This window comes from Enterovibrio gelatinilyticus (assembly GCF_028683095.1).
GTDB lineage: Bacteria > Pseudomonadota > Gammaproteobacteria > Enterobacterales > Vibrionaceae > Enterovibrio > Enterovibrio gelatinilyticus.
The window spans coordinates 16815-36596 of record NZ_JAJUBC010000034.1; the positions used below are offsets into that span (position 1 = coordinate 16815).

15 protein-coding genes are annotated in these 19782 nt (G+C 46.2%); 6 read left to right on the plus strand and 9 right to left on the minus strand.

The annotated features are described in order from the left end of the window. Positions 1-4 precede the first annotated feature (4 nt). From LRP50_RS21715 to LRP50_RS21735, 5 genes are all read left to right on the plus strand, one after another. Positions 5-973: a ParB/RepB/Spo0J family partition protein gene (locus tag LRP50_RS21715; RefSeq protein ID WP_274166529.1), complete on the plus strand. Its 969-nt coding sequence runs from the start codon at positions 5-7 to the stop codon at positions 971-973. A gap of 92 nt (positions 974-1065) precedes the next feature. Next, positions 1066-3150 (plus strand): tRNA(Met) cytidine acetyltransferase TmcA domain-containing protein, encoded by a 2085-nt coding sequence (locus LRP50_RS21720; RefSeq protein ID WP_274166530.1) that lies wholly within the window; start codon positions 1066-1068, stop codon positions 3148-3150. Then, the gene (locus tag LRP50_RS21725) at positions 3147-3896 is read left to right on the plus strand and encodes a phosphatase (RefSeq protein ID WP_274166531.1); all 750 of its coding nucleotides are present in this window, start codon (positions 3147-3149) and stop codon (positions 3894-3896) included. Before LRP50_RS21720 ends, LRP50_RS21725 begins: the two co-directional genes overlap by 4 nt. 143 nt (positions 3897-4039) lie before the next feature. Then, positions 4040-4429, plus strand: a complete 390-nt coding sequence (locus LRP50_RS21730; RefSeq protein ID WP_274166532.1) for a PilZ domain-containing protein — start codon at positions 4040-4042, stop codon at positions 4427-4429. Positions 4430-4724: 295 nt separating this feature from the next. Further along, positions 4725-6383: a DUF342 domain-containing protein gene (locus tag LRP50_RS21735; RefSeq protein WP_274166533.1), complete on the plus strand. Its 1659-nt coding sequence runs from the start codon at positions 4725-4727 to the stop codon at positions 6381-6383. A gap of 96 nt (positions 6384-6479) precedes the next feature. Here LRP50_RS21735 and LRP50_RS21740 read toward each other — a convergent pair whose 3' ends face one another. The 8 genes from LRP50_RS21740 to LRP50_RS21775 all read right to left on the minus strand — a co-directional run bounded on the left by LRP50_RS21740 (position 6480) and on the right by LRP50_RS21775 (position 17878). Next, positions 6480-8597 carry a type I secretion system permease/ATPase gene (locus tag LRP50_RS21740; protein WP_274166534.1) on the minus strand — a complete coding sequence of 706 codons (2118 nt, stop codon included), beginning with the start codon at positions 8595-8597 and terminating at the stop codon, positions 6480-6482. Next, entirely contained in the window at positions 8590-10521 is a 1932-nt protein-coding gene (locus tag LRP50_RS21745) for a bifunctional diguanylate cyclase/phosphodiesterase (protein WP_337992927.1), read from the minus strand. Before LRP50_RS21745 ends, LRP50_RS21740 begins: the two co-directional genes overlap by 8 nt. A gap of 6 nt (positions 10522-10527) precedes the next feature. Next, entirely contained in the window at positions 10528-11196 is a 669-nt protein-coding gene (locus LRP50_RS21750) for a transglutaminase-like cysteine peptidase (RefSeq protein WP_274166536.1), read from the minus strand. Between the two features lie 16 nt (positions 11197-11212). Next, positions 11213-11806 (minus strand): OmpA family protein, encoded by a 594-nt coding sequence (locus tag LRP50_RS21755; protein WP_274166537.1) that lies wholly within the window; start codon positions 11804-11806, stop codon positions 11213-11215. Positions 11807-11819: 13 nt separating this feature from the next. Continuing rightward, positions 11820-13130 (minus strand): TolC family outer membrane protein, encoded by a 1311-nt coding sequence (locus LRP50_RS21760; protein WP_274166538.1) that lies wholly within the window; start codon positions 13128-13130, stop codon positions 11820-11822. 54 nt (positions 13131-13184) lie between these two features. Next, complete coding sequence (locus LRP50_RS21765; protein ID WP_274166539.1) at positions 13185-14585, minus strand: HlyD family type I secretion periplasmic adaptor subunit; 1401 nt, start codon at positions 14583-14585, stop codon at positions 13185-13187. A gap of 180 nt (positions 14586-14765) precedes the next feature. After that, the gene (locus LRP50_RS21770; RefSeq protein ID WP_274166540.1) at positions 14766-16073 is read right to left on the minus strand and encodes a sigma-54-dependent transcriptional regulator; all 1308 of its coding nucleotides are present in this window, start codon (positions 16071-16073) and stop codon (positions 14766-14768) included. Continuing rightward, a complete protein-coding gene (locus LRP50_RS21775; protein WP_274166541.1) occupies positions 16070-17878 on the minus strand; it encodes a sensor histidine kinase in 1809 nt (602 codons plus the stop codon). The genes LRP50_RS21770 and LRP50_RS21775 overlap by 4 nt, the downstream gene beginning before the upstream one ends. A gap of 121 nt (positions 17879-17999) precedes the next feature. On the opposite strand from LRP50_RS21775, the gene pdxH reads away from it, so the two are divergent. Continuing rightward, the gene (pdxH, locus tag LRP50_RS21780; protein ID WP_274166542.1) at positions 18000-18638 is read left to right on the plus strand and encodes a pyridoxamine 5'-phosphate oxidase; all 639 of its coding nucleotides are present in this window, start codon (positions 18000-18002) and stop codon (positions 18636-18638) included. A gap of 88 nt (positions 18639-18726) precedes the next feature. On the opposite strand, the gene LRP50_RS21785 is transcribed toward pdxH, so the two are convergent. Beyond that, on the minus strand, positions 18727-19431 hold the full coding sequence (locus tag LRP50_RS21785) for a helix-turn-helix transcriptional regulator (RefSeq protein ID WP_274166543.1): 705 nt from the start codon (positions 19429-19431) through the stop codon (positions 18727-18729). Positions 19432-19782 lie beyond the last annotated feature (351 nt).

Genomic DNA, 19782 nt, shown 5'->3' on the forward strand with positions numbered 1-19782 from the left:
ATAAATGGCCATTAAAACCTCTGAATTAAATGCGCGTTTGTTTGGGAAAGCGGATAAGCGACGTGCGTCCACTGTACAGGAAGCGCAAAAGGCAGCGTCTGAGAAAGCCGCTGTGATCGAGTTATCTGTTGCCGGTGAAGCGACGGTGGAATTTGAGCTGGTTCGTGTTCCTTCATCAGATGTGGTGACTCGCACTTCGGTGTTTTCTGAAAATGCGCGTGAACAATCGTTTCTAAACGAATTGGCGCTGTCAGATATTTTGGTGACGTTGAAGGACCGCGGCCAACAGTATCCTGCTGTTGGACGTTGGCTTGAAGATGACAAGATAGAAGTGCTCGACGGTAGTCGCCGTCGCATGTCATGTATCTTGGCGAATCAAGATTTTCTGATCTATGTTGCCAAGGGCATCAACAGTAAGCACGCAAAGTTTTTGTCCGACGTCGCGAATGCGCATAAGCCACTTTCACTATTTGAACGCGGTAAAGAGATGCAGACCATGCTTGAGCGTGGTGATGTGCTTGACCAAAAAGAATTGGCTAAAGTATGTCAATGTAGTGAAGCATTAGTGAGTGGGGCACTTAAGGCCGCCGCTTTGCCTTTGTCGCTGTTACAAGCTTATCCAAGTGTCGGTGAGCTAGGCAGACCTACCATTGTTAAGTTGCACCGTATGTTTTTCTCTCTGACTCATGATGAGCAGACCATGTTTTTGGTTAAGCTTGATGAGAACCCAGTTTGGAAAACGGTGGATGCATCAGGCGTAAGCCGCATTACTCGCGAAGTGACTTTGATTTTGGAACAGTGGTGCGAATCGTTGAAACCAGCGGTTGCAAAAGTAGAGGCTCCGTCTACTGAGCTCGTTAAAGGACGCGCAACGTATCGCCGTAAGGGTGATGCATTGTCGATAAGCCTTAAGAAAATGAGTGAAGAGGATGCTGAAGCGATTCTCTCGTTTATCAAATCTCGCCTTGATTGACGACATCTTAAATCAATTTTAATTAAATAAAACGTGCCTATAGGCACGTTTTTTTTTGAATCCACCGTTGTTCCGGTATCATGACTTTGTGTTTGATAACTATTGGCGACCCCGTGCTTTCTGACCCTATTTCTGCTCTACGACAACTCCACCAAATGGCAAAGCGAGGAAATGTTCGTGTGCCTGTTTTTATTCGCGGTGATCGTGATTTTTCGTTTAGATTGGTATCTGCCGTACCAGGTATTTCTGTCGTCACGGATGATTCCAGTGTATTCGATGAGGCAACTTTTCCCCGTTTGAAGTGGAACGATGCCAAACAGTTGTTGGGACAAGAAATTGGTTCACTTGCGCTTGATGTGCGTGAGCATATTGACGTTGAAAAGCTTTGTGCGATCAGTGGGTGTATTCGCGGTGGCGAGCTACTGTTCTTTCTCGTTAACAACGAAGAAGAGCCACTTTCAGGTTTTCGTCAGCGCTTTATAGATTTTTCATCTCACGCCAATGCAGCGATGTTTTGTCAATCAGGGCTTTTCTGGCTACCCAAAGCCTCCATTTCTGATACCGAAAATGTTGTTCAACGCGAAACTACCTTGGGTCAAGATACCGCAATTGATGCGATTGAGCGTGTTCTATTGGGGCATCGCCGTCGTCCGGCACTATTGGTTGCTGATCGTGGACGCGGAAAATCATCAGCCATGGGCTTGGCTGCTGCCAAAATTATGCAAACTGCAAAGAAGCGATTAATCGTCACATCGCCGACAGTCGCCAATGTTGATATCTTACTTCAGCACGCTGCTTCAGTGGGTGGCATTAGCCGCGAGGGCAAGTACGGTTTAAAGAGCGACAATGGCAGCGAGTTGGTATTTGTTGCCCCCGATGCCTTGTTGCTTAACCGGCCTGAATGCGACTTGCTATTGGTCGATGAGGCGGCTGCGATTCCACTTCCGATGTTAGATGCCTGCCTCGAGCGCTATAGCCGTGTGGTATTTTCTACCACTGAGCATGGTTACGAAGGTACGGGACGCTCTTTCAGCATCCGCTTTCGCCAATTGCTGGATGAGAGAACGAAAGGCTGGAAAGAGGTTCGATTGAAACAGCCGATTCGCTGGTCCGAAAATGACTTGTTGGAGCAATGGCTATTCGATACTTTCTTGTTCGATGCAGAGCCTAATAGTGCCATTGCAAATGAGGAGACAAATCTTCGTTTCATTGCTCAACACGAATTGTTAAATGATGAATCTTTGCTACGGCAAGTCTTCGCGCTTTTGGTCAGTGCTCATTACCAGACTTCACCTAACGATTTGGTACAGTTACTTGACGGGCGCAATCAGTCTCTAATAACGGCGTTTAAAGGCGAGACGTTGGTTGGCGTTGCTCTCGCCCAACAAGAAGGCGGGTTTGATAAGGATTTGGCGAAAGCGGTCGTGGCAGGTAAGCGGCGAGTGAAAGGCCATCTTCTTGCACAGAGTTTAGCTACGCATACGGGAATCATTGACCCGTTGCTGACGCCTTTACTTCGTATTACACGTATTGCTGTTTTGGACAAAGTTCGTCACTGCGGAATAGGGCGCTCGCTTTTAGTCGCGATGGAATGTTTAGCAAGGGAAAACAACATTGCCACGATCGGTACCAGTTACGGCGTCAATTCTGAACTCTTTCAATTTTGGTCTTCGTTGGCCTATCTTCCCGTTCGACTGGGAGTATCGAGAGATGCGGCGAGTGGAACATATTCATTGCAGATGGCAAAAGCGCTATCTACAACAGAGTGTTGGCTAAGCAACGCAAACACACTCTTTGGTTTGAACTTCACACTTCAGCTTCATGAGCAATATAAGGCGATGAACCCCTATCTCATTGCGCAGCTGTTGTATCGAATACCTTGCATCGAGACGCCTTGTTTGTTGGCCAAAAAACAAGTGTCTTTATTCGCAGAAGGTATACTGGGATATGATCTAGTGACGGGAAGTCTATGGCGTTGGTTTGTCCATTGGCTTTCCCTCAATAATGCCTTTTTTAATCAGGATAGGGCATGTACGGCGTTGATTGAACGTGTGGTCAAGCGTCGCTCTTGGCAGGATGTTGCTAGGGATTGTAATTATCAAGGACGCAAAGAAACAGAATCTGCCATTCGTTTATGGGTGTCAGAACAACTCGCAAACGAAAAGGAACTCGAATGAAATTTATTGCTGACACTCATACGCATACTCTCGCGAGCGGTCACGCATATAGTACGGTGATAGAGAATGTTGCTGCCGCTGCCAAAGCTGGACTGCAGTATATGTGCGTCACTGATCACGCCACATCCATGCCGGGTGCACCGCATCATTGGCATTTCGTAAATCAACGTGTGTTACCTTCCTCTTTGAGCGGCGTGCGCCTTCTTAAAGGCGTTGAGGCCAACATTATGAATGGCGACGGTGAGCTCGACATGCCTATCTACGTCTATGGGGGCTTGGAGTGGGTGAATGCGAGCCTTCATGAGGCAGTGTTCCGTTCTTCAGATGAACAAACGCACACTCAGGCTTTAATCAATGCCATGAGGTCTGAATGCGTTGATGCTATAGCCCATGCGGGTAACCCTTCTTACCCTATTGACGCAGAAGCTGTTGTTCGAGAAGCTGCTAGGTGTGGTGTTGCCATTGAACTCAATAACTCATCACTTAATGGCTCTAGACAGGGCAGCGAACCGAATTGCTTAGCGATTGCGGCATTGGCAAAAGAACTCGGAGCTTGGGTAACGACGGGTTCAGACGCCCATTTTGCGCATAATGTTGGCGATCTTGTCAGTGTTTCTGAATTGATCCGTAAAGTGGGTTTGCCGAGAGAGCAAATCATTACGACTGATACCGCACTGTTTGAAGCGTTTATCACGAAACGCCAATTGATCCGCAAGCAGCGGGTACAAGCCGAGATATCTCGGTAAGTGATTTACACTGTAAACCCTCAAAATCAAACAAGGTTTCATGGCTTGTGCGTCTAACTTTCAATACACTTGGTGTAACGGAATGCTAATATAATACAAACTTGCTGCAAGACGACTCGTTGGTGCGGTGGGGGGGAGCCAGTATGATTAAGACCTATGAAAAGTTATGCGATGTATTGATTGAACAATCTGGTGGCGAAAGTGCATGTAAGCGATTTCAAGAGCGCGTCGAACTGGGTAATGGTGGCATCTATGCCCGGCTGCACGTTACTCCACACCATATAGAGAATGATCACGAAGAGTCGGAATTTGGACACCGTGTCCTTATACGTGATGTCAGCAGGAGCGGTTTAGGGCTCGTGACTGATGAGAATATAGAACTTGCTGCGTGTTGTTATTTGAACGTGGTTGATGTCCCTCAGCTAAAGGGCAGCCTTGTTTATCAAAATAACGAAGAAGAAGGCAAGTTTCGTTACGGTTTTAGTTTAGATGAGTGGCTATCTGATGAAATGCATCAAGCCTTGTCACCTTAGGTATGAGACAGTCATTTTCTTAAATAACTTACTGATTTTAAAAGCACGCTGATAGAGTGTGCTTTTTTTGTATGTCGGTTAAACAGATTAATCCCGCTCAATTAAAGCAGAATGGATAAAACTCTCTATAATTCATTTATATGGCTTTCGTTTCATAGTTGAGCCACTTGTGGTTTATTTAATGCGATCTGAATCTAACTTGCCTGTTGCGGTGATACTGTCTGAGTCTTGCATCTGGGTACAATGCTAGCGTGATGTTCGTTCGTGTTTTTATTTTTCTGATTTAGGGGATTCCATGCTGCAACAGCTTTTGCGGCTGTCTAATGATGGTCGCAGGGTTTACATGACCGTAGTATCAAAGGCAGAAGAAGATGCACCCCAGATAGAGAAAAAGCATATTGTTAACTGGCTTCAAGAAAACAATGTGGCTAGTTTTTTTCGTTTCGACGAGACGATAGAGACTGTTCTCGAGAAAATCAATGCATCGAATGATGCGTGGAAAGGGGAGCCTGATGATGTCGTTGTGGCAGAACGCCGCGATGCGACGGTTAGTGCTCGCTTCGACGATCAAAAGATGACTGCGCTTCTTCGAGTTAACGGTGCTTGCGGCGGTAACCCGATAAAAGGAAATGATTTACTGGGTGCTTTGAAAAAATCGCAGATTGTGCGAGGTGTTAAAAAACAAACATTGCAGAAATTGCTTACAGCATCTGCACGCTTAAAGCCAGGTGAGTACCTAGAAGTTCCAATAGCCTCAGGAAAATGGCCGACACCAGGTGAAGACTCCAAGATTGCTTACTTAGTACAAGATAGCAAAGCGCGTGTTTTGCGGCCTCAAGAGCGTGAAGATGGAACTGTCGACATGCGTGATCTAGGCAAAATGATCACAGTACTGGAAGGGCAACCACTCGCAAAACGTATTCCGCCAACAAAAGGGATTGAAGGATTCCGAGTCACGGGTGAAGTTTTGCCTACGTCGACGGGTAAAGACTTACCCCTTAAGCTCTATCCTGGCAGTAAATTCAGCGCGAATGACGAGAATGTGATTGTTTCCGAAACCGCAGGGATGCCCATCTTACATCCTGATGGCGTTGAAGTTGATAACGCTCTGTGCATGAAGTCGGTCACAGTGGCTACTGGCCACATAAACTTCGAGGGAAGTGTGGTCATTAATGGTGATGTAAACGCTGGCATGAAAGTACAGGCGACTGGCTCAATCACAGTTGGCGGTGTGGTGGAGTCAGCTTCTCTTGAAGCTGGCGGTGATATCATTATACATAATGGCATCTTGGGTCGTCAGGTTCAGTCAGATCAAGAAATTACTACCGTGATTAAAGCTAAGGGATCTGTGGTTGCAAAGTTTGCTCAGTACGCGAGCATTGAAGCTAGAAAAGACATTACGATTAGTCAGCACGCTATGCACTGTAAAACGTATACTCATGACCATCTCATTGTCAGTGATCAGGCTAAACGAACCGGAACGCTCACGGGAGGAACTCACATTGCTGAGCGTGGTGTGCAGGTAGTTACGCTGGGGGCGGCTTCGGGTGTGCATACTCATGTTTATGCTTTTACAGGTTTGAGTGAATTGATGGAAGAAACTCAGAGCTTATCGAAAGAACTTGACCACGAACATGAACAGCTCATGAAAGTAAAAGACGCTGAATTGAAGCTGTTGCAGCAACCAGCAAACAAACGGCCTGACGAGCTCATAGAGCGTCTTTCATGGACTAAGACACACCACTTCGAACGTATAGCAGAGATCAAGTCAAAGATGGAAAGCAGTGCCTCCGAATTGAGCGCTCTTTATCGCCGGTACTCCATCGATGTTTTGAAAAATTGCTACCCAGGTGCTCATGTTCATATTGGAGACACTGCATTGAATATTTCCAATGAGTATGGGGCGGGTCGCTTTGTTACCAATGGTAAAGAGGTCATCGCGGAACCACTTTGATGCTTATACCGTCATTTACACTGTAAATAAACACGTGGAAATCAAATAGAAAAAGCACCTAAGGGTGCTTTTTTAATGGGTGGTATTCGGTACTTGCTAACCCGCTTTTTGCACCTTCCCTTCTTTCAGCGCTTGAAGAACCGCCATTTTTGAACCATCAGCAACAATGCTTCCTTGTTCGATAACAATGATGCGGTCGACGATGTCTAGCATGCCTGTCTTATGCGTGTTCAAGATTAATGTTTCATCACGGCGCAGTGTTGCCAGTTGTTGCTTGATGTATTGCTCAGAACGGTTATCCATGGCACTGGTTGGTTCGTCCATCATCAATACGGGTGGCCGGCTAAGTAAAGCGCGTGCAATGGCGATAGCTTGGCGTTGACCACCAGAAAGCTGATTACCTCCTTCACCCACTTGTCGTTCTAAACCAGCGGGGTCGCGCTGTGTAAATGTGGTGACGCCTGAGCGGTTGGCGGCATCTAATATGTCTCGGTCATCAGCTAATGGACGCCCGAGTGTGATGTTGTCGCGAATAGAACCAAAGAACAGAACGGGGTCTTGCGGGACACAGCCTATATTGCGCCGTATGTCGATATTGTGGATTTGACTGATGTCGGTCTCATCAATCCTCACTGAGCCTTCTGTAGGGTGATACAGGCCCATCAATAAGCGACTAAGGGTGGTCTTGCCAGAACCTATACGTCCTATGATGGCAACTTTTTCTCCGGGGAGGATGGTGAAAGAAATGTCGCGCAACGCCGATACTTCAGAATTGGGGTAGTTGAAGTTAACGCGATCAAATTCGATTTTCCCTCGAATGATAGGGCGGTGAATGTAGCGCTTCCCTTCTTCTTGCTCAGACGGCATTTCCATCAGCTGGTTGATGATTTCCATCGCTGATTTAGCTTGGTTGTATCGGGTGGACAACAGAGAAAGTTGTACCAGTGGGCCGACGGCACGAGAGCTCAACATGGTGGCTGCAATCAAGCCGCCCATAGTAAGGTCGCCATTGGAGATGAGATAAACACCGAATACGATCATGGCAACGCTAACAAACTGCTGGATAAACCCAGCGGCATTCTGCACTGAGTCGGTTAAGCGACGCGTTTTGATCCCCCAGTTTGCCATGTGTGCAACGGCTTCTTCCCAACGATATTGGAATTGGCTTTCAGCACCAAACAACTTAATCGTTTCTAGCCCTGCCAAGCTTTCAATTAGGTTGGCATTTTTCTGAGATGAAAGGCGCGACCCTTCTTCGATGGTGCGTCGTAGCGGTTTCTGAATAATCATGGCGTGTATCATGAGAATCAATACCGCCACGATGGGCACCAACACCAGCGGGCCCGCGACAATCCATATGACGAAGAGGAAAAAGAACGCAAAAGGTAAGTCAATCAATGCTGATACGGAAGCAGAGGTGAAAAAATCCCTTATCGATTCGAATTCTTGCATGTGCCTTGCAAATGCCCCGACGGACGGCGGGCGAGCTTCCATACGAATGCCCATGACTTTCTGAAAGATACGAGCAGAAATCAGTAGGTCAGACTTTTTGCCTGAAATATCGATAAAGTAACTTCGCAACATCTTGAGCACGAGGTCGAAGATGAAAATGACGAAGACGCCACTCGCTAATACCCACAAAGAATCAAAGGCAAGATTAGGGACAATTTTGTCATAGACAATACGCGAGAATATCGGTGTCGCAATCGCAAAGGTGTTGATGAATATCGACGCAATCAATACATCTCGATAAATGGATCTGGACTCCCACAGGGTGCTCCAAAACCAGTGCCCGGATCGTTCTTTTAGTATCTCGGGGGAACGTTCGTCATATCGAAAGCGCTTTTTGAGCAGGAAAACACGCCCTAGGTATTCTTCTTCTAGGTCTGTAATCAGAACAACGTTAGACGTGGTTTCAGTGTGAGGGGTCACAATTTCTGCTTCCCCTTTTTCTTGGCTGATACTAAGCAGTACACAGGCTTCATTATTTTTAAGAAGCAAGATACAAGGGCACAATAGCCCAGAGAGTTCACTAAGACTCATTCTTGTTTCTTTGGCGTCAATACCAGCGCGTTCTGCTGCGCGAGGAAACAGAAATGGCGCGAGGTAGCCATCAGAAATCGGCAAGCCTGATACTAATGCATCAGGCGAGTTTGACTGACCGAAGTAACGGCTAACATATACCAAAGATTGCAAGAGTGGATCTTTAACCATGATTCTCTACTTTCTTTTCAAAGATGAACCCTTGGAAACCGCTAACAAACAGTTCAGAAAGCTTGTTGAGTTGGGCTTCCGTTTCTACTCGAGTTGCAATGGTGGTTATATTTAAGTTGTGAGCCGTTCGACAAATGGATGCTAGCACGTGGCTTTGTGCTTCATCATCAAGGTTGCTGGTGTAAGCAAAGTCAATTTTAACGTATGACGGCTTGAACTTATTGAGGTAATCCAACGACTGGAAGTTACGCCCGTAGTTATCAACGCCAAATCCAAAATTGAAACGGTGTGCTTGTTCCGTGAGCAAACTAACGTGATCGGGGAAGCGAACGAAGACACTTTCTGGTATTTCAAAGAACAGACGCCCCGCTAAGTTTCTATGTTTTTGCATTGCAGTGGTCAGCCAACGAATGAACGATGCATTGGTAACACTGTTTTGCGTTAAGTTAATCGCCACTGGACCAAGTTCCGGCTCGTCCGTCAACCGCTCAATCATGTGATTGACTACGTAACGGTCAAATGATTCACCCAATTGCAATTGCTCAACAGCACCAAGGAAGTGCGCAGCACCGTAATAGTCTTCGCCTTTTTCAATGGCAGAGAAAACTTCGCGGTGAATCACTTGCTTGTCGCTCGTAGATGCAGGTTGAAGCTTAAACACAAACCAATCGTGTGCGATAGCATCCAAAATAAGGGCTTTCCATTGTTGTTTGCCCATAGACGAATCGTTTGCGGTTTGGTCAATCATCGAGATTGGGTGGCTTGGTGAGTTACGCGCCTGCGTAAGTGCGTTGTCCACTTGAGAGAGCAATACACTTGGGTCGCGGTTGATGGAATTGTTGACCGCTAGACCGATGGCTACTTTCGGAGGTGTGATCCCCATAGGGTCGTGCTGCATATCGTTAACGATGGCGAGGAGACTTTCACCAATCAATGTCAGCTCTTCGCTGCTGCAGTTAGGAGCAAGAATCACGAATTCGTCTTTTGAAATGCGTGATGCCGTGACGTCTGCATCTGTGATAGTTGTGTTCAATTTTTTGGAGAATTGAGTAACGAGCGTATCACCTTGCGCAAAGCCTTGGCTCTGATAGGTGTCGGTGATCAAATCCACTTTGGCCATCACCAAACCACCAACGGCTGATTCGGAGAGCCAAGATTTTAGCTGACCCACGAAGAAGCTGCGGTTACCTAGACCGGAAACGGTATCTCTATAAGCGTGCTCTCTAAGTCTGTCCGCCTCTTTCGCCTGTTGTTCGAAGTAAGCCTCAAGCTGGCTACTCATCTGGTTGATTGCTTTTACTACGGTTCTCAACTCAGTGGTTGGTGGTAGTTCAATCGGTTCACCAAACTTGTTGCGTGCAATGTCTCTAGCTCGTTCGGTGATACTTGCGAGTGGCTTGAGTGAACGACTTAGCTGAACAGCGATGATCAGCATGGCTGCTACAAATAGCGCACCAATCCAAATACCGAGCTGGATGGTAGAGTGCCACATTTCACGATAGGCATAACCAGGGTGAGAAACCACTTTGACTTCGGCTAGTTGGAGCCAACCACTGGTAAACGTCCGTTCTTCTGTGATGACAGGAAAGAGATCTAACGAAATGTACCAATTCGGAACCCCTTCGACGGTGACGGGGTACTCGCGGATAATCTCACTCCCATCGGATAGCATTTTCAACCGAACTTCTTGATAGAAGCCGCCATCAAACAAGGCATTGATGACAGATTCAGTGGCAACCTTGTCATCATCTTCTAGATACGGTGCGAGTGCGAGCCCCATCGAATTGATTGTGTTATTCACCTCAGCAGATTGCTGAGTCAGCAGGAAGTTACGAGTGGTGTTGAGTTCAATGCCCGTCACCGCTAGGATCAGCAGGAAGAATATTGCCAACATCCATGTAAACAATTGCCGGTATAAAGTCATAGACATTTACCCATCATAGTTTTTGATCGGTCTGTTTAGCTTGACAGACCCCATACGCGCTCTGAGATCGTTCCACAATCCTAAGCGTGATGATTTGCCTGCAAGCTCACCTTTACCGCGTTCTTTCATGAGCCACAACCGACTACCGTTAAAGCTGTAGACCGGAAGCAGATCTCGTCGTTTCGACGCCTTTTTAATTTCAGGATCAATATTATCGAGCAGGACTGGCTCTGAAGAGGCGGTGGGATAATAAGCAACAACCATGTGAAACTGATTTAGCTTGATGGCTTTTACGTAAACAAGCCTTAGCTTTTTGTCATCTACCCCGAGCTCTCGTAACGTGAAGTACTTTGCAATACTAAAGTCTTCACAGTCACCGGCAGCGCTACCTAAAAACTCCAGTGGCGTTGCCCAGTAATCCTTCTTTCCCCACAGGTCGATATCATTGACGAAATAGAGTTGGTTAAAGAAATTGTTAACCGCTGCTAGCTTCTCCTGTTCAGAGAGATTCGCAGCATCAGCAACTACGTTACGCCAAGCCGTAACGCGCTTTCCTGCTCTTTCGCCATAAAAGCTTGCCACTTTGTTAACCCACTGAGCATCAGTGCTATTAAGTGCAAACGTCATTATCGACGGCAACAGGAACAATGAAAAAAGCGCTGCACGCTTAAGCATTAAGCGATCTCAACACTTATCGTTCCCGTCGGGTAAAGATGGTCCATGCTTCTTTTATATCTCCTTTCAATCCTTTAACCCGGCCAACGACACGTCTGTTAACCAATTGTGTGGTTTCTGTGCTGTCGGCTAGCATCAAATCGCCTTCACCAAGACCGAGTATGGTGAGACGGTCGGCATCTATGCCTCTTTCAATAAGTTGTGCTTGTACTGCTTCGGCACGTCGGATAGACAAGTCAGCATTGTAATCGTTAGATCCAATAGAACTTGTATGTCCTTGAAGTTCAAGAGAGGTTTCAGGATAAAGATTAAGGAATTCCGCCATTTTGTCCAGTGCTTCTAAGTAAGCAGGTTCGACAATTGCAGCATCGTTAGCAAACTGAATTCTTAGTGAATTGTCACTTTCATGTAAAAGGTATGTTGGGCAGCCATCATTGTCGATAATTGCGACACTTGGCGTATCGTCACAATAGTCGCGTGCGTTAATAACGCCATCGTTATCGGCGTCGAGTAAATCAAAACGTTGTTCAGCAAGGGGAGGTGCATCGGCGGAAAGTGAACAGCCGCTAATGGACAACAGAATGCTGCTGAAAAGCCAAACGTATTTCATGAATCAAACCTTCTTATTCAATAACGGAATCAAGCCATTCCTCCGGTACATCTACTCGCAGGGCGTCAAGTAAATTCCCCATGCTGTTGAGTACGCGGTACTTGGCGGTGATGTGAGCGTAATGAGCATCTAGGTATGAACGACGGGCCTCAAACAATTCGTTTTCGGTGTTCAATAAATCAAGCAGAGTCCTTCGGCCGATTCGAAACTGCTTTTCGTAAGCAATAACGGTTTCTGAAGCCGCATCAACATGTTGTGCTAGATATTTTTTCTGTTGTTCCGTCAATTCATATGCGCTCCACGCGAGACGAGTACTTTCTCCTAATAGACGAGATGCATTTTCGAAGACATCTTTGGATTTGTTGAGTTGATAGGCGCTGCGTCGAACGTTGGCACGATCGCTGCCTCCGTTATAGATATTGAAACGAAGGCGCAGCATGGCACTGAACTCGTTGACCTCTTCCTCGACGCCATTGGCGTCTTCTGTCCAGTTTTGGCTGGCTTCAAAAGAGAGTGTTGGGTAAAAACTACCTTTGTTTTGCCTGTATTGCGCCCGCGCAGCATCAATATCGTAAGTGGCGAGCTTAATGACAGGGTTGGTTGAGTAAGCGATTTCTATCGCTTCAGCCTGGTTTTGGGGCATATAGAGCGAATCTACTTCTGGATCAACCGGCGAATCGAGTCTTACGCCGACGAGGCGGAAAAATTCCGTGTGAGCATCATCAAGATTGCTTTTCGCCGCTAGCATATTGGTAAAAGACCGCGCAACACGCGCTTGAACTTGTGAAAGGTCAGCGGTAGAACCTATGCCTGACTCTGCGCGACGCTGAATGTCAGCAAGCATTTTGTTGTGTACTTCAACATTTGCTTTAGAGAGTGATAGCAGTTGTTTGGCAAGCAACACTGCGACGTAGGCTTCAGTCACTCTGAGGGATTTGTCTTGAGCATCTGACAGTAATTGATAACGCTGCGCTTCGGCTTCGAATTCGGAACGCTCAATATTATTAAGTGTAGTTTTATCCCAAATAAGCTGTGTCAGCCTTAGGTTGGCGTCTTTTCGGTTGTAGTCCTTCTTTCCGCTTGCTTGTGTGGAGCTGTTATCGATATTCTCAAAGCCATAACCCGCGTTTAAATTGATGTCAGGCAGGTATTCACCTTGTGCGGAATCAATGTCTTCACGATTACTCATAAAGTCATTGAATGCACTTTTCAATTCAGGATCGGTCGCCATCGTGGTAGCAACAGCTTGTTCGACCGACATCGACCATGCTTGTGTGCATAGCGTACTGACGGCTGACGCAATAAGTAGCATTTTCCAGTTCAAAGCACATTCCCCCTCAATTGGCTGAATAACCAGCCCAAATGTTTCTCGATCAGCTTATTCTCTGAGTGCTGATTTCTGAGCCTGTAAAATTGGTTTCAATAAATAATCAAGCACACTACGCTTGCCGGTAATAATGTCTGTAGACGCAGTCATTCCGGGAATAATAGGCAGTTCTTCGCCATCGCCGATGTTGTTCGATTCGGTGCGAATTTTGACCAGATAGAAGCTATTACCTTCTTCATCCTGAATGGTATCGGCGCTAATGGTTTCAAGAATTCCCGTTAATCCGCCATATACGGTAAAGTCATAGGCACTGAATTTGACGATGGCTTCTAATCCTGGGCGTAAGAATGCGATGTCCTGAGGGGCGATTTTGGCTTCAATAAGCAAATTGTCTTCACTGGGGACGATTTCCACCAAATCCATGCCAGGCTGAATAACCCCGCCTACCGTATTGACGTGAAGTTTCTTGATGGTGCCATCAACGGGGCTGAGGACCACAGTACGTTGCACACGGTCGGCCAGCGTGACTCGCGTCTCAGTCATGGCTAACAATTTGTCTTCAACGTCGTTCAAACGCTCTTGTTGTTCCCCCCGAAACTTCAAGGCAACATCAATATGTTTGAACACCATCTCTTGAAGAGATGACGAAAGGGAAGGTAACGAAAGCTCGGCTGAGGACATTTCTCTTTTGGTATCGTTGACCTGACGTTGTAATTTCAACAGATCAATTTGAGGAACAACGCCTTCATCCGCCAATGGCTTTGTGATGTTGTACTCTTCGAGAGCATAGTTGTAGCTTTGTCTGAGGTTTTGCACCCGAGACTTCACCTCAATCAGTTCCTGTTCTTTTTGGCGGATTTGTTGAGAGGTGACAGAGAGCTGATTTTGCAAATTGTTGAGTTTTTCTCGGTACTCTGCACGCTGTCTAGATACAACGGTGCGATGTTCCTCTTCAAACTTTGGCTGAAACACCAACTCATTGCGTGGCAAGGTGACGGACTGTTGCCAGTTATCAATATCGGTATTTGGGTTGACCACGACCGAGTTAATCAGCGCACTTAAGGTCACGGAGTTACCTTGTAAACTCGTTAACTCTTGAACGCGCTCTCGAAAGTCAGAACGAAACATGGTGTCATCGATTAACAGCAGTTGCTGATCTTTGGTGACAACATCGCCTTCTCGGATAAGCAGCTCCTTAACCAAGCCCCCTTCTAGGTTTTGGACAACTTGAAGCTGCGACGATGGGATCACTTTCCCTTGTCCCACTGTGACTTTGTCTAATTCGGCAAACGAAGCCCAGATAACGCTGATACAAAGAAATAGCACGATAACCCACAATAAAACTCTGGCACTCTTGGGTGAACTCAACAAAAGTGCGGCCGTTTTATCGTCAATATAATCGAGGTGTTCACTGGCTGGCAGTCTGGTTCCAGACTGATCCCGTTTTGTCATTGTTTTACCAACTATAAAATCAACGAAACTTACTATGTAAGAGTAGTTTAACTATCAGGTTCTCACGAATTTGGATCAGTCTACTGACAGTGACTCATCTCTTTACGCTCATAAATGAGAATGTTGAATTATTGTTTAGCTCAGTAAAAATGCGGGCTGCGGAGGATTTGAGAGGAGAAATCAGCCCTTAAAGTTTTCCTTGTCTAAATGGTGTTTTTTTAGCTTTTCGTACAAGGTTTTTCGTGCCAAACCCAGCTCAGTTTGAACTTCTTTTAGCATGCCGTTATGTCTATTAAGAGAATCAAAAAGAATTGCCCTTTCAACCTGTTGCATACGTTCACTCAGCGAATCAAGTTCATTTTCATAACTGCTTTGATTATCTTGATTTAAGGGTTGCTCGCCCATGAGCACCCATCGCTCTGCATAGGATCTTAGCTCACGGACATTGCCATGCCATGGGTGGTTGATAATTTTGGCTTTTTGCGTTGAATCTACATTGGGTGGCGCAATACCGAATCGAGAGGCGGTTGTTCTCAAGAAATTTTGACATAACGTGACGATATCATCTTGTCGCTGACGTAATGGTGGGAACACCAGCGTAGTGTCTGAAAGTGATGTTAGTAGTGATTGAGAAAACCCGTTTTGCTTGGCACTTTCTGAGAGATCAATCCGTGTCGACGCAATAATTCGAGGGCGAGGAGACACTAAAAGCATTTGATTGAGCTTATTCTGCACCTGCAACGGCAGTGATTCGATACCATCGAGAAAGAGTGTGCCTCGTCCTGCTGCAGCTACCTTGTTGTTTTTATGGGTAGGTAGCGTAGAGAGTGCACTTTGCTCTGCGCCAAATAATTCAAGATCCATCAGGGCTTCTGGCGTTTGACGGCATTTAAAGGATACAAATGGCTCATCTTGTCGATTGCCGTGATCGTGAATAAAACGCGCTGCTAGTTCTTTGCCTGTGCCTCTCTCTCCTTGCAACAATACATCGGTTGATTGATCTTTCAGATGAGAAATGGAGCGTCTTAGCTGTTTTATCGATTCGCAATTTCCAAGAATTCGTGGGCCAGGTGCGCTTTGCGTTTCCAGCTCTCTTTTTAGTTCTCTGTTCTCAATCACCAAGCGGCGTTTTTCGATACCCCGTCGTAAAACATCCAGAAGGTGGTTTGTTGAAAAGGGCTTTTCGAGAAAATCATAAGCACCTTTTCGTATTGCAGATACCGCCGTTGAAATGTCGCCATGTCCGGTTAGCATGACGATGGATAATTCGGGGTCAATGGCTTGTGCTTGGGTGAGAAACGTCATCCCATCCATGATGGGCATATTGATGTCGGATACAATCACACCCTCAAAGGTTGAAGAAAGCTGCGCAAGTGCTTCTAGGGCGGATGAAAAAGCCCGCGATTGGTAGCCTTCGATTTCCAACGTTTGGCTTAGCGCATCTCGGATCGCGCGTTCATCATCAATAATCCATATCTCGTGCGTCATGCTTGGGCATCTCCATCGTAAAGCCGCTGCAGGTTAACAATAAACTCTGCGCCTCCTGAGGCATGATCTCGCACTTGTAAGCTGCCGCCAAAGCCCTCAATGATTCGACGACAAATCGTCAAACCAAGGCCGAGACCCTCTTTTTTTGTTGTGTAGAAAGGAGAGAAAATGTGTTTTTTTGTGCTGTTGTCCATGCCAGGGCCGTTATCCCATACATGAATTGAAACTCGGTCTAAATGCGTGTCAATGGTCATGCCTATTTGCGCTGATGGCTCGTTGGCGACCGCTTGTGAAGCATTGCTTAACAGATTCAGAATGACTTGCTCAAGTTGAACGGTATCGGCATTCACTATCAGCCCCTGCTCGGGGATATCACAGTCAATGTGGATGCCAATTTTGTTGAAGCTGGCCTCTGACAGTTTGATTGATGCATTGATGACATCGTCAATGGCGGCACGCGATTTACGGTCGTTATTTTGCTTGCGAGCAAAGATCTTAAACCGAGCAACGATGTCGGCCACCAAGCCAATTAACTCATTGAGTGTAGCGAGATTGCTCTTGACTGCGTCATACCGTTCTCGTTGCATCAACTTAATGCTGTTCTCCGTGTAGGTCCGCATGGCAGAAAGGGGCTGATTGATTTCATGGTTAATACTTGCGGACATTTCACCCAACATCGCCAGCTTAGCGGCCTGAATCAGTTCGGATTCGGTTTGTCGTAGCGCCTGTTGTGTTTCTTCATATTGTTGGATGCTTTTACGTAGAGCTGAATTGGTTTCTTCAAGGCTAGCGGTACGATCTGCGACTGTTTGTTCTAGCCCATCATTGAGTTTGGCCAGTTTTCTTTGGGTTTTTAAGGTTTGTAGCCACGCCGTAATGACCAAAACAAGAAGCACGTAAAACGTAGCAAAAAGTAACACGGCTTGGATGACTACCGGCCAAATATTGCTGGTGGGGATAAAGCCATAGATCCGCCAACCAGCACTGCCGAGATCGGTACTGGACAGTAGCACTCGTGTTCTGTCTTGTGCCTGGATCCCTAAGGACAGCGTAGACAGAGGCTTGATGGATGCAAGATCTGTGTAATGAGTGAGGCTGCTGAGTGATGAGTTACCATATCGGCGAGACGCTCGAATGGCTTGCTTTTGATTGTCAGACAGTATGGCGAGAGATTGATAAAGCCACTCATCACGAGAACTGTAGAAAACCACGCCTAGTGGGTCTGCAATCAAGTAGTCAAATTGTTGCTGATCCCAAATTCTTTCAATAATAGATAAGTCGACTTTCAGGGTTAATACGCCAGTAATGGATCCTTCATCCCAAACGGGATAGGAAAAATAGTAGCCGCGTTTATCTGATACCACGCCCAATGCGTAATATTGTCCTTTGTCACCCTGAATAGCTTGCTGAAAGTAAGGACGATAGTTGTAGTTGTGCCCAACGAAACTTGCCTTGTCTTGATGGTTACTCGAGGACAGCGTTAAGCCATTGCGATCCATCAAATACAGAACGTCACTGTTTAAACGTGTATTCCAATCTGACAGAAGTTGATGGGTGTTTTTAAGAAGTCGGGGACTGTTGGGGACTCTTAGCAGCCGCTTTAAGCGTGGGTCAGCAGAGAGTACGACGGGGATTTCGCTATATCTGGCGAGCTCAGCGGTTAGCTTTTCTTGGAGTTGGTAGACATCTTCTTTGACGTCGCTGTTAAGGCGCTTTTCAACGGACAGGTAAGTGACAGCCGCAACAAGAGCTGCCAAAAGTAAGCCAATGAGGGTGACGATCGTAATAAATATTTGTCGATGCATAGCTTCCCTGACGAGTGATGAATTTCTCTGGCATACCGAATAGTTATTAATGCCATGAAATTCTCTTGAGAAAAGAGACCAGCCACATCAAAATGATGAAAACAGAAATCGGAGCACCACAATGGATTTGTATGATATTCGAAGAGAATATAACCAAGGCGGATTGAGACGCAAAGACCTGCCTGAAAACCCTGTTCAATTCTTTGAGCACTGGCTCAAACAAGCCATTGACGCGAAGCTTCCCGATCCTACTGCGATGACAGTGGCGACGGTTGACGAAAATGGTCAGCCTTTTCAACGCATTGTGCTGTTAAAGCACGTAGATGATGGCGGCTTCGTTTTTTATACCAATCTCGGTAGCCGCAAAGCTAAACAACTGGCTGACAATGCGCGCATCAGCTTGCACTTTCCTTGGCATCCACTAGAGCGCCAAGTGCACATCACCGGTACTGCTGAGAAGTTAAGTAAATTGGAAGTGATGAAGTACTTTATGTCGCGTCCAAAAGAGAGTCAGCTTGCGGCGTGGGCGAGTCGCCAGAGTGAACGTATCACTGCGCGTACTGCATTGGAAAGCAAATACATGGAACTCAAGCAACAGTTTGAGAAAGGTGAAGTGCCGGTGCCAACGTTTTGGGGGGGCTTTCGTGTTAAGCCGTCTTCATTTGAATTTTGGCAAGGCGGCGAACACAGATTACATGACAGATTTGTTTATCAAGACATACACGATGGCTCTTGGGACATAGAACGCCTCGCTCCATAAATTTAGCTAGGTTCCTTCGTGATATTGAAAAGCAGCTTACGCTGCTTTTTTTGTGCAGAAAACCCAGTGTGATTAAAGCTGAATGCGTCTACTCGGAAATGACAAGGGCCATTTGTTGCTTAAGCAAGGAGTCAGGAATACGCGAGCCAACGCCGTATTCAAGAGCTTTGTCGGCTAATTCTGTTTTTGATGATGCGCCGAGTTTTACTCTGAGATTGGCAAAATGATTTTCGATGGTTTTAACCGATAGCCCCAAAATTTGAGCGATCAATTGAGGTTTTTTGCCGTAAAGGTGAAGAAAGAGAACTTCTGATTCTCGTGGTGTTAGAGAAGGGCTGTCTGGGTGATCTTTCTTGTGAGGAGGTATCGCAGTTTCATGTTCTATGGCTTTGCACAGCCATTGTCCGACTTCTAGTATGGCGTTGTTATTGATAGCTTGCCCGTGTAATAGAACGCCTCTTACATTCCCCTCATCATCATACCAAGGGACTTTAGTAAATACATGTGCACGCCAGTGGCCATCGGGATAGGGGTGGACATTGAGAATGCGCATGGATCGCTTGGTTTCCATGACCTGAGTGTCTTGCTGCTGGAAAGCGTCAGCGAAAGCAGAGAGAGACGTTGATAGTTCGGTGCCCTTTTTGCCAATAAGGGCATCAGGAGAACTGGCACCCACGAGCATAGAAAATTCGCTGTTGACGTAAACAAAGCAAGAATGGGTGTCTTTGCATCCCCAGCATCCTGGCATTTGTTCAAACACGGAGGCTAGCGGTGGGAGAGAGAGGTTTTTCATATCGTGACTAGATATATGCCTTAAAATTAAATGTATTGTAATTTCTTACATTTAATTGCGACTGTATCATATTTTGGGCTTTTTAGGCGAAAAAAAACCGGCTCGTAGAAGCCGGTAAAGACAAGAACACTGTGACTAATCACCGAGTCTTGTACGACGTGTAGAAGAGCCACTTATTTCCTCGTTATCAGCGTAATAACATTGAAAAATAAGTGGGACACCGAGGTAAATTCAGTGTTTAAACAGAGACATACTGCAATATGTCCTGTTCGCGAATGACTATACAGAGTTACTAGAAAGTCGGACATGGGGGGAATGGACTAGTTTGCGATTTATTGATGAAATTATTTT

Bases quoted from the DNA above. Each gene is read 5' to 3' on its own strand.
- LRP50_RS21755 (WP_274166537.1), bottom strand. From the start codon at position 11,806: ATGAAATACGTTTGGCTTTTCAGCAGCATTCTGTTGTCCATTAGCGGC.
- LRP50_RS21765 (WP_274166539.1), bottom strand. From the start codon at position 14,585: ATGACAAAACGGGATCAGTCTGGAACCAGACTGCCAGCCAGTGAACAC.
- LRP50_RS21735 (WP_274166533.1), top strand. From the start codon at position 4,725: ATGCTGCAACAGCTTTTGCGGCTGTCTAATGATGGTCGCAGGGTTTAC.
- pdxH (WP_274166542.1), top strand. From the start codon at position 18,000: ATGGATTTGTATGATATTCGAAGAGAATATAACCAAGGCGGATTGAGA.
- LRP50_RS21770 (WP_274166540.1), bottom strand. From the start codon at position 16,073: ATGACGCACGAGATATGGATTATTGATGATGAACGCGCGATCCGAGAT.
- LRP50_RS21775 (WP_274166541.1), bottom strand. From the start codon at position 17,878: ATGCATCGACAAATATTTATTACGATCGTCACCCTCATTGGCTTACTT.
- LRP50_RS21725 (WP_274166531.1), top strand. From the start codon at position 3,147: ATGAAATTTATTGCTGACACTCATACGCATACTCTCGCGAGCGGTCAC.
- LRP50_RS21730 (WP_274166532.1), top strand. From the start codon at position 4,040: ATGATTAAGACCTATGAAAAGTTATGCGATGTATTGATTGAACAATCT.
- LRP50_RS21750 (WP_274166536.1), bottom strand. From the start codon at position 11,196: ATGCTTAAGCGTGCAGCGCTTTTTTCATTGTTCCTGTTGCCGTCGATA.
- LRP50_RS21715 (WP_274166529.1), top strand. From the start codon at position 5: ATGGCCATTAAAACCTCTGAATTAAATGCGCGTTTGTTTGGGAAAGCG.
- LRP50_RS21745 (WP_337992927.1), bottom strand. From the start codon at position 10,521: ATGACTTTATACCGGCAATTGTTTACATGGATGTTGGCAATATTCTTC.
- LRP50_RS21740 (WP_274166534.1), bottom strand. From the start codon at position 8,597: ATGGTTAAAGATCCACTCTTGCAATCTTTGGTATATGTTAGCCGTTAC.
- LRP50_RS21785 (WP_274166543.1), bottom strand. From the start codon at position 19,431: ATGAAAAACCTCTCTCTCCCACCGCTAGCCTCCGTGTTTGAACAAATG.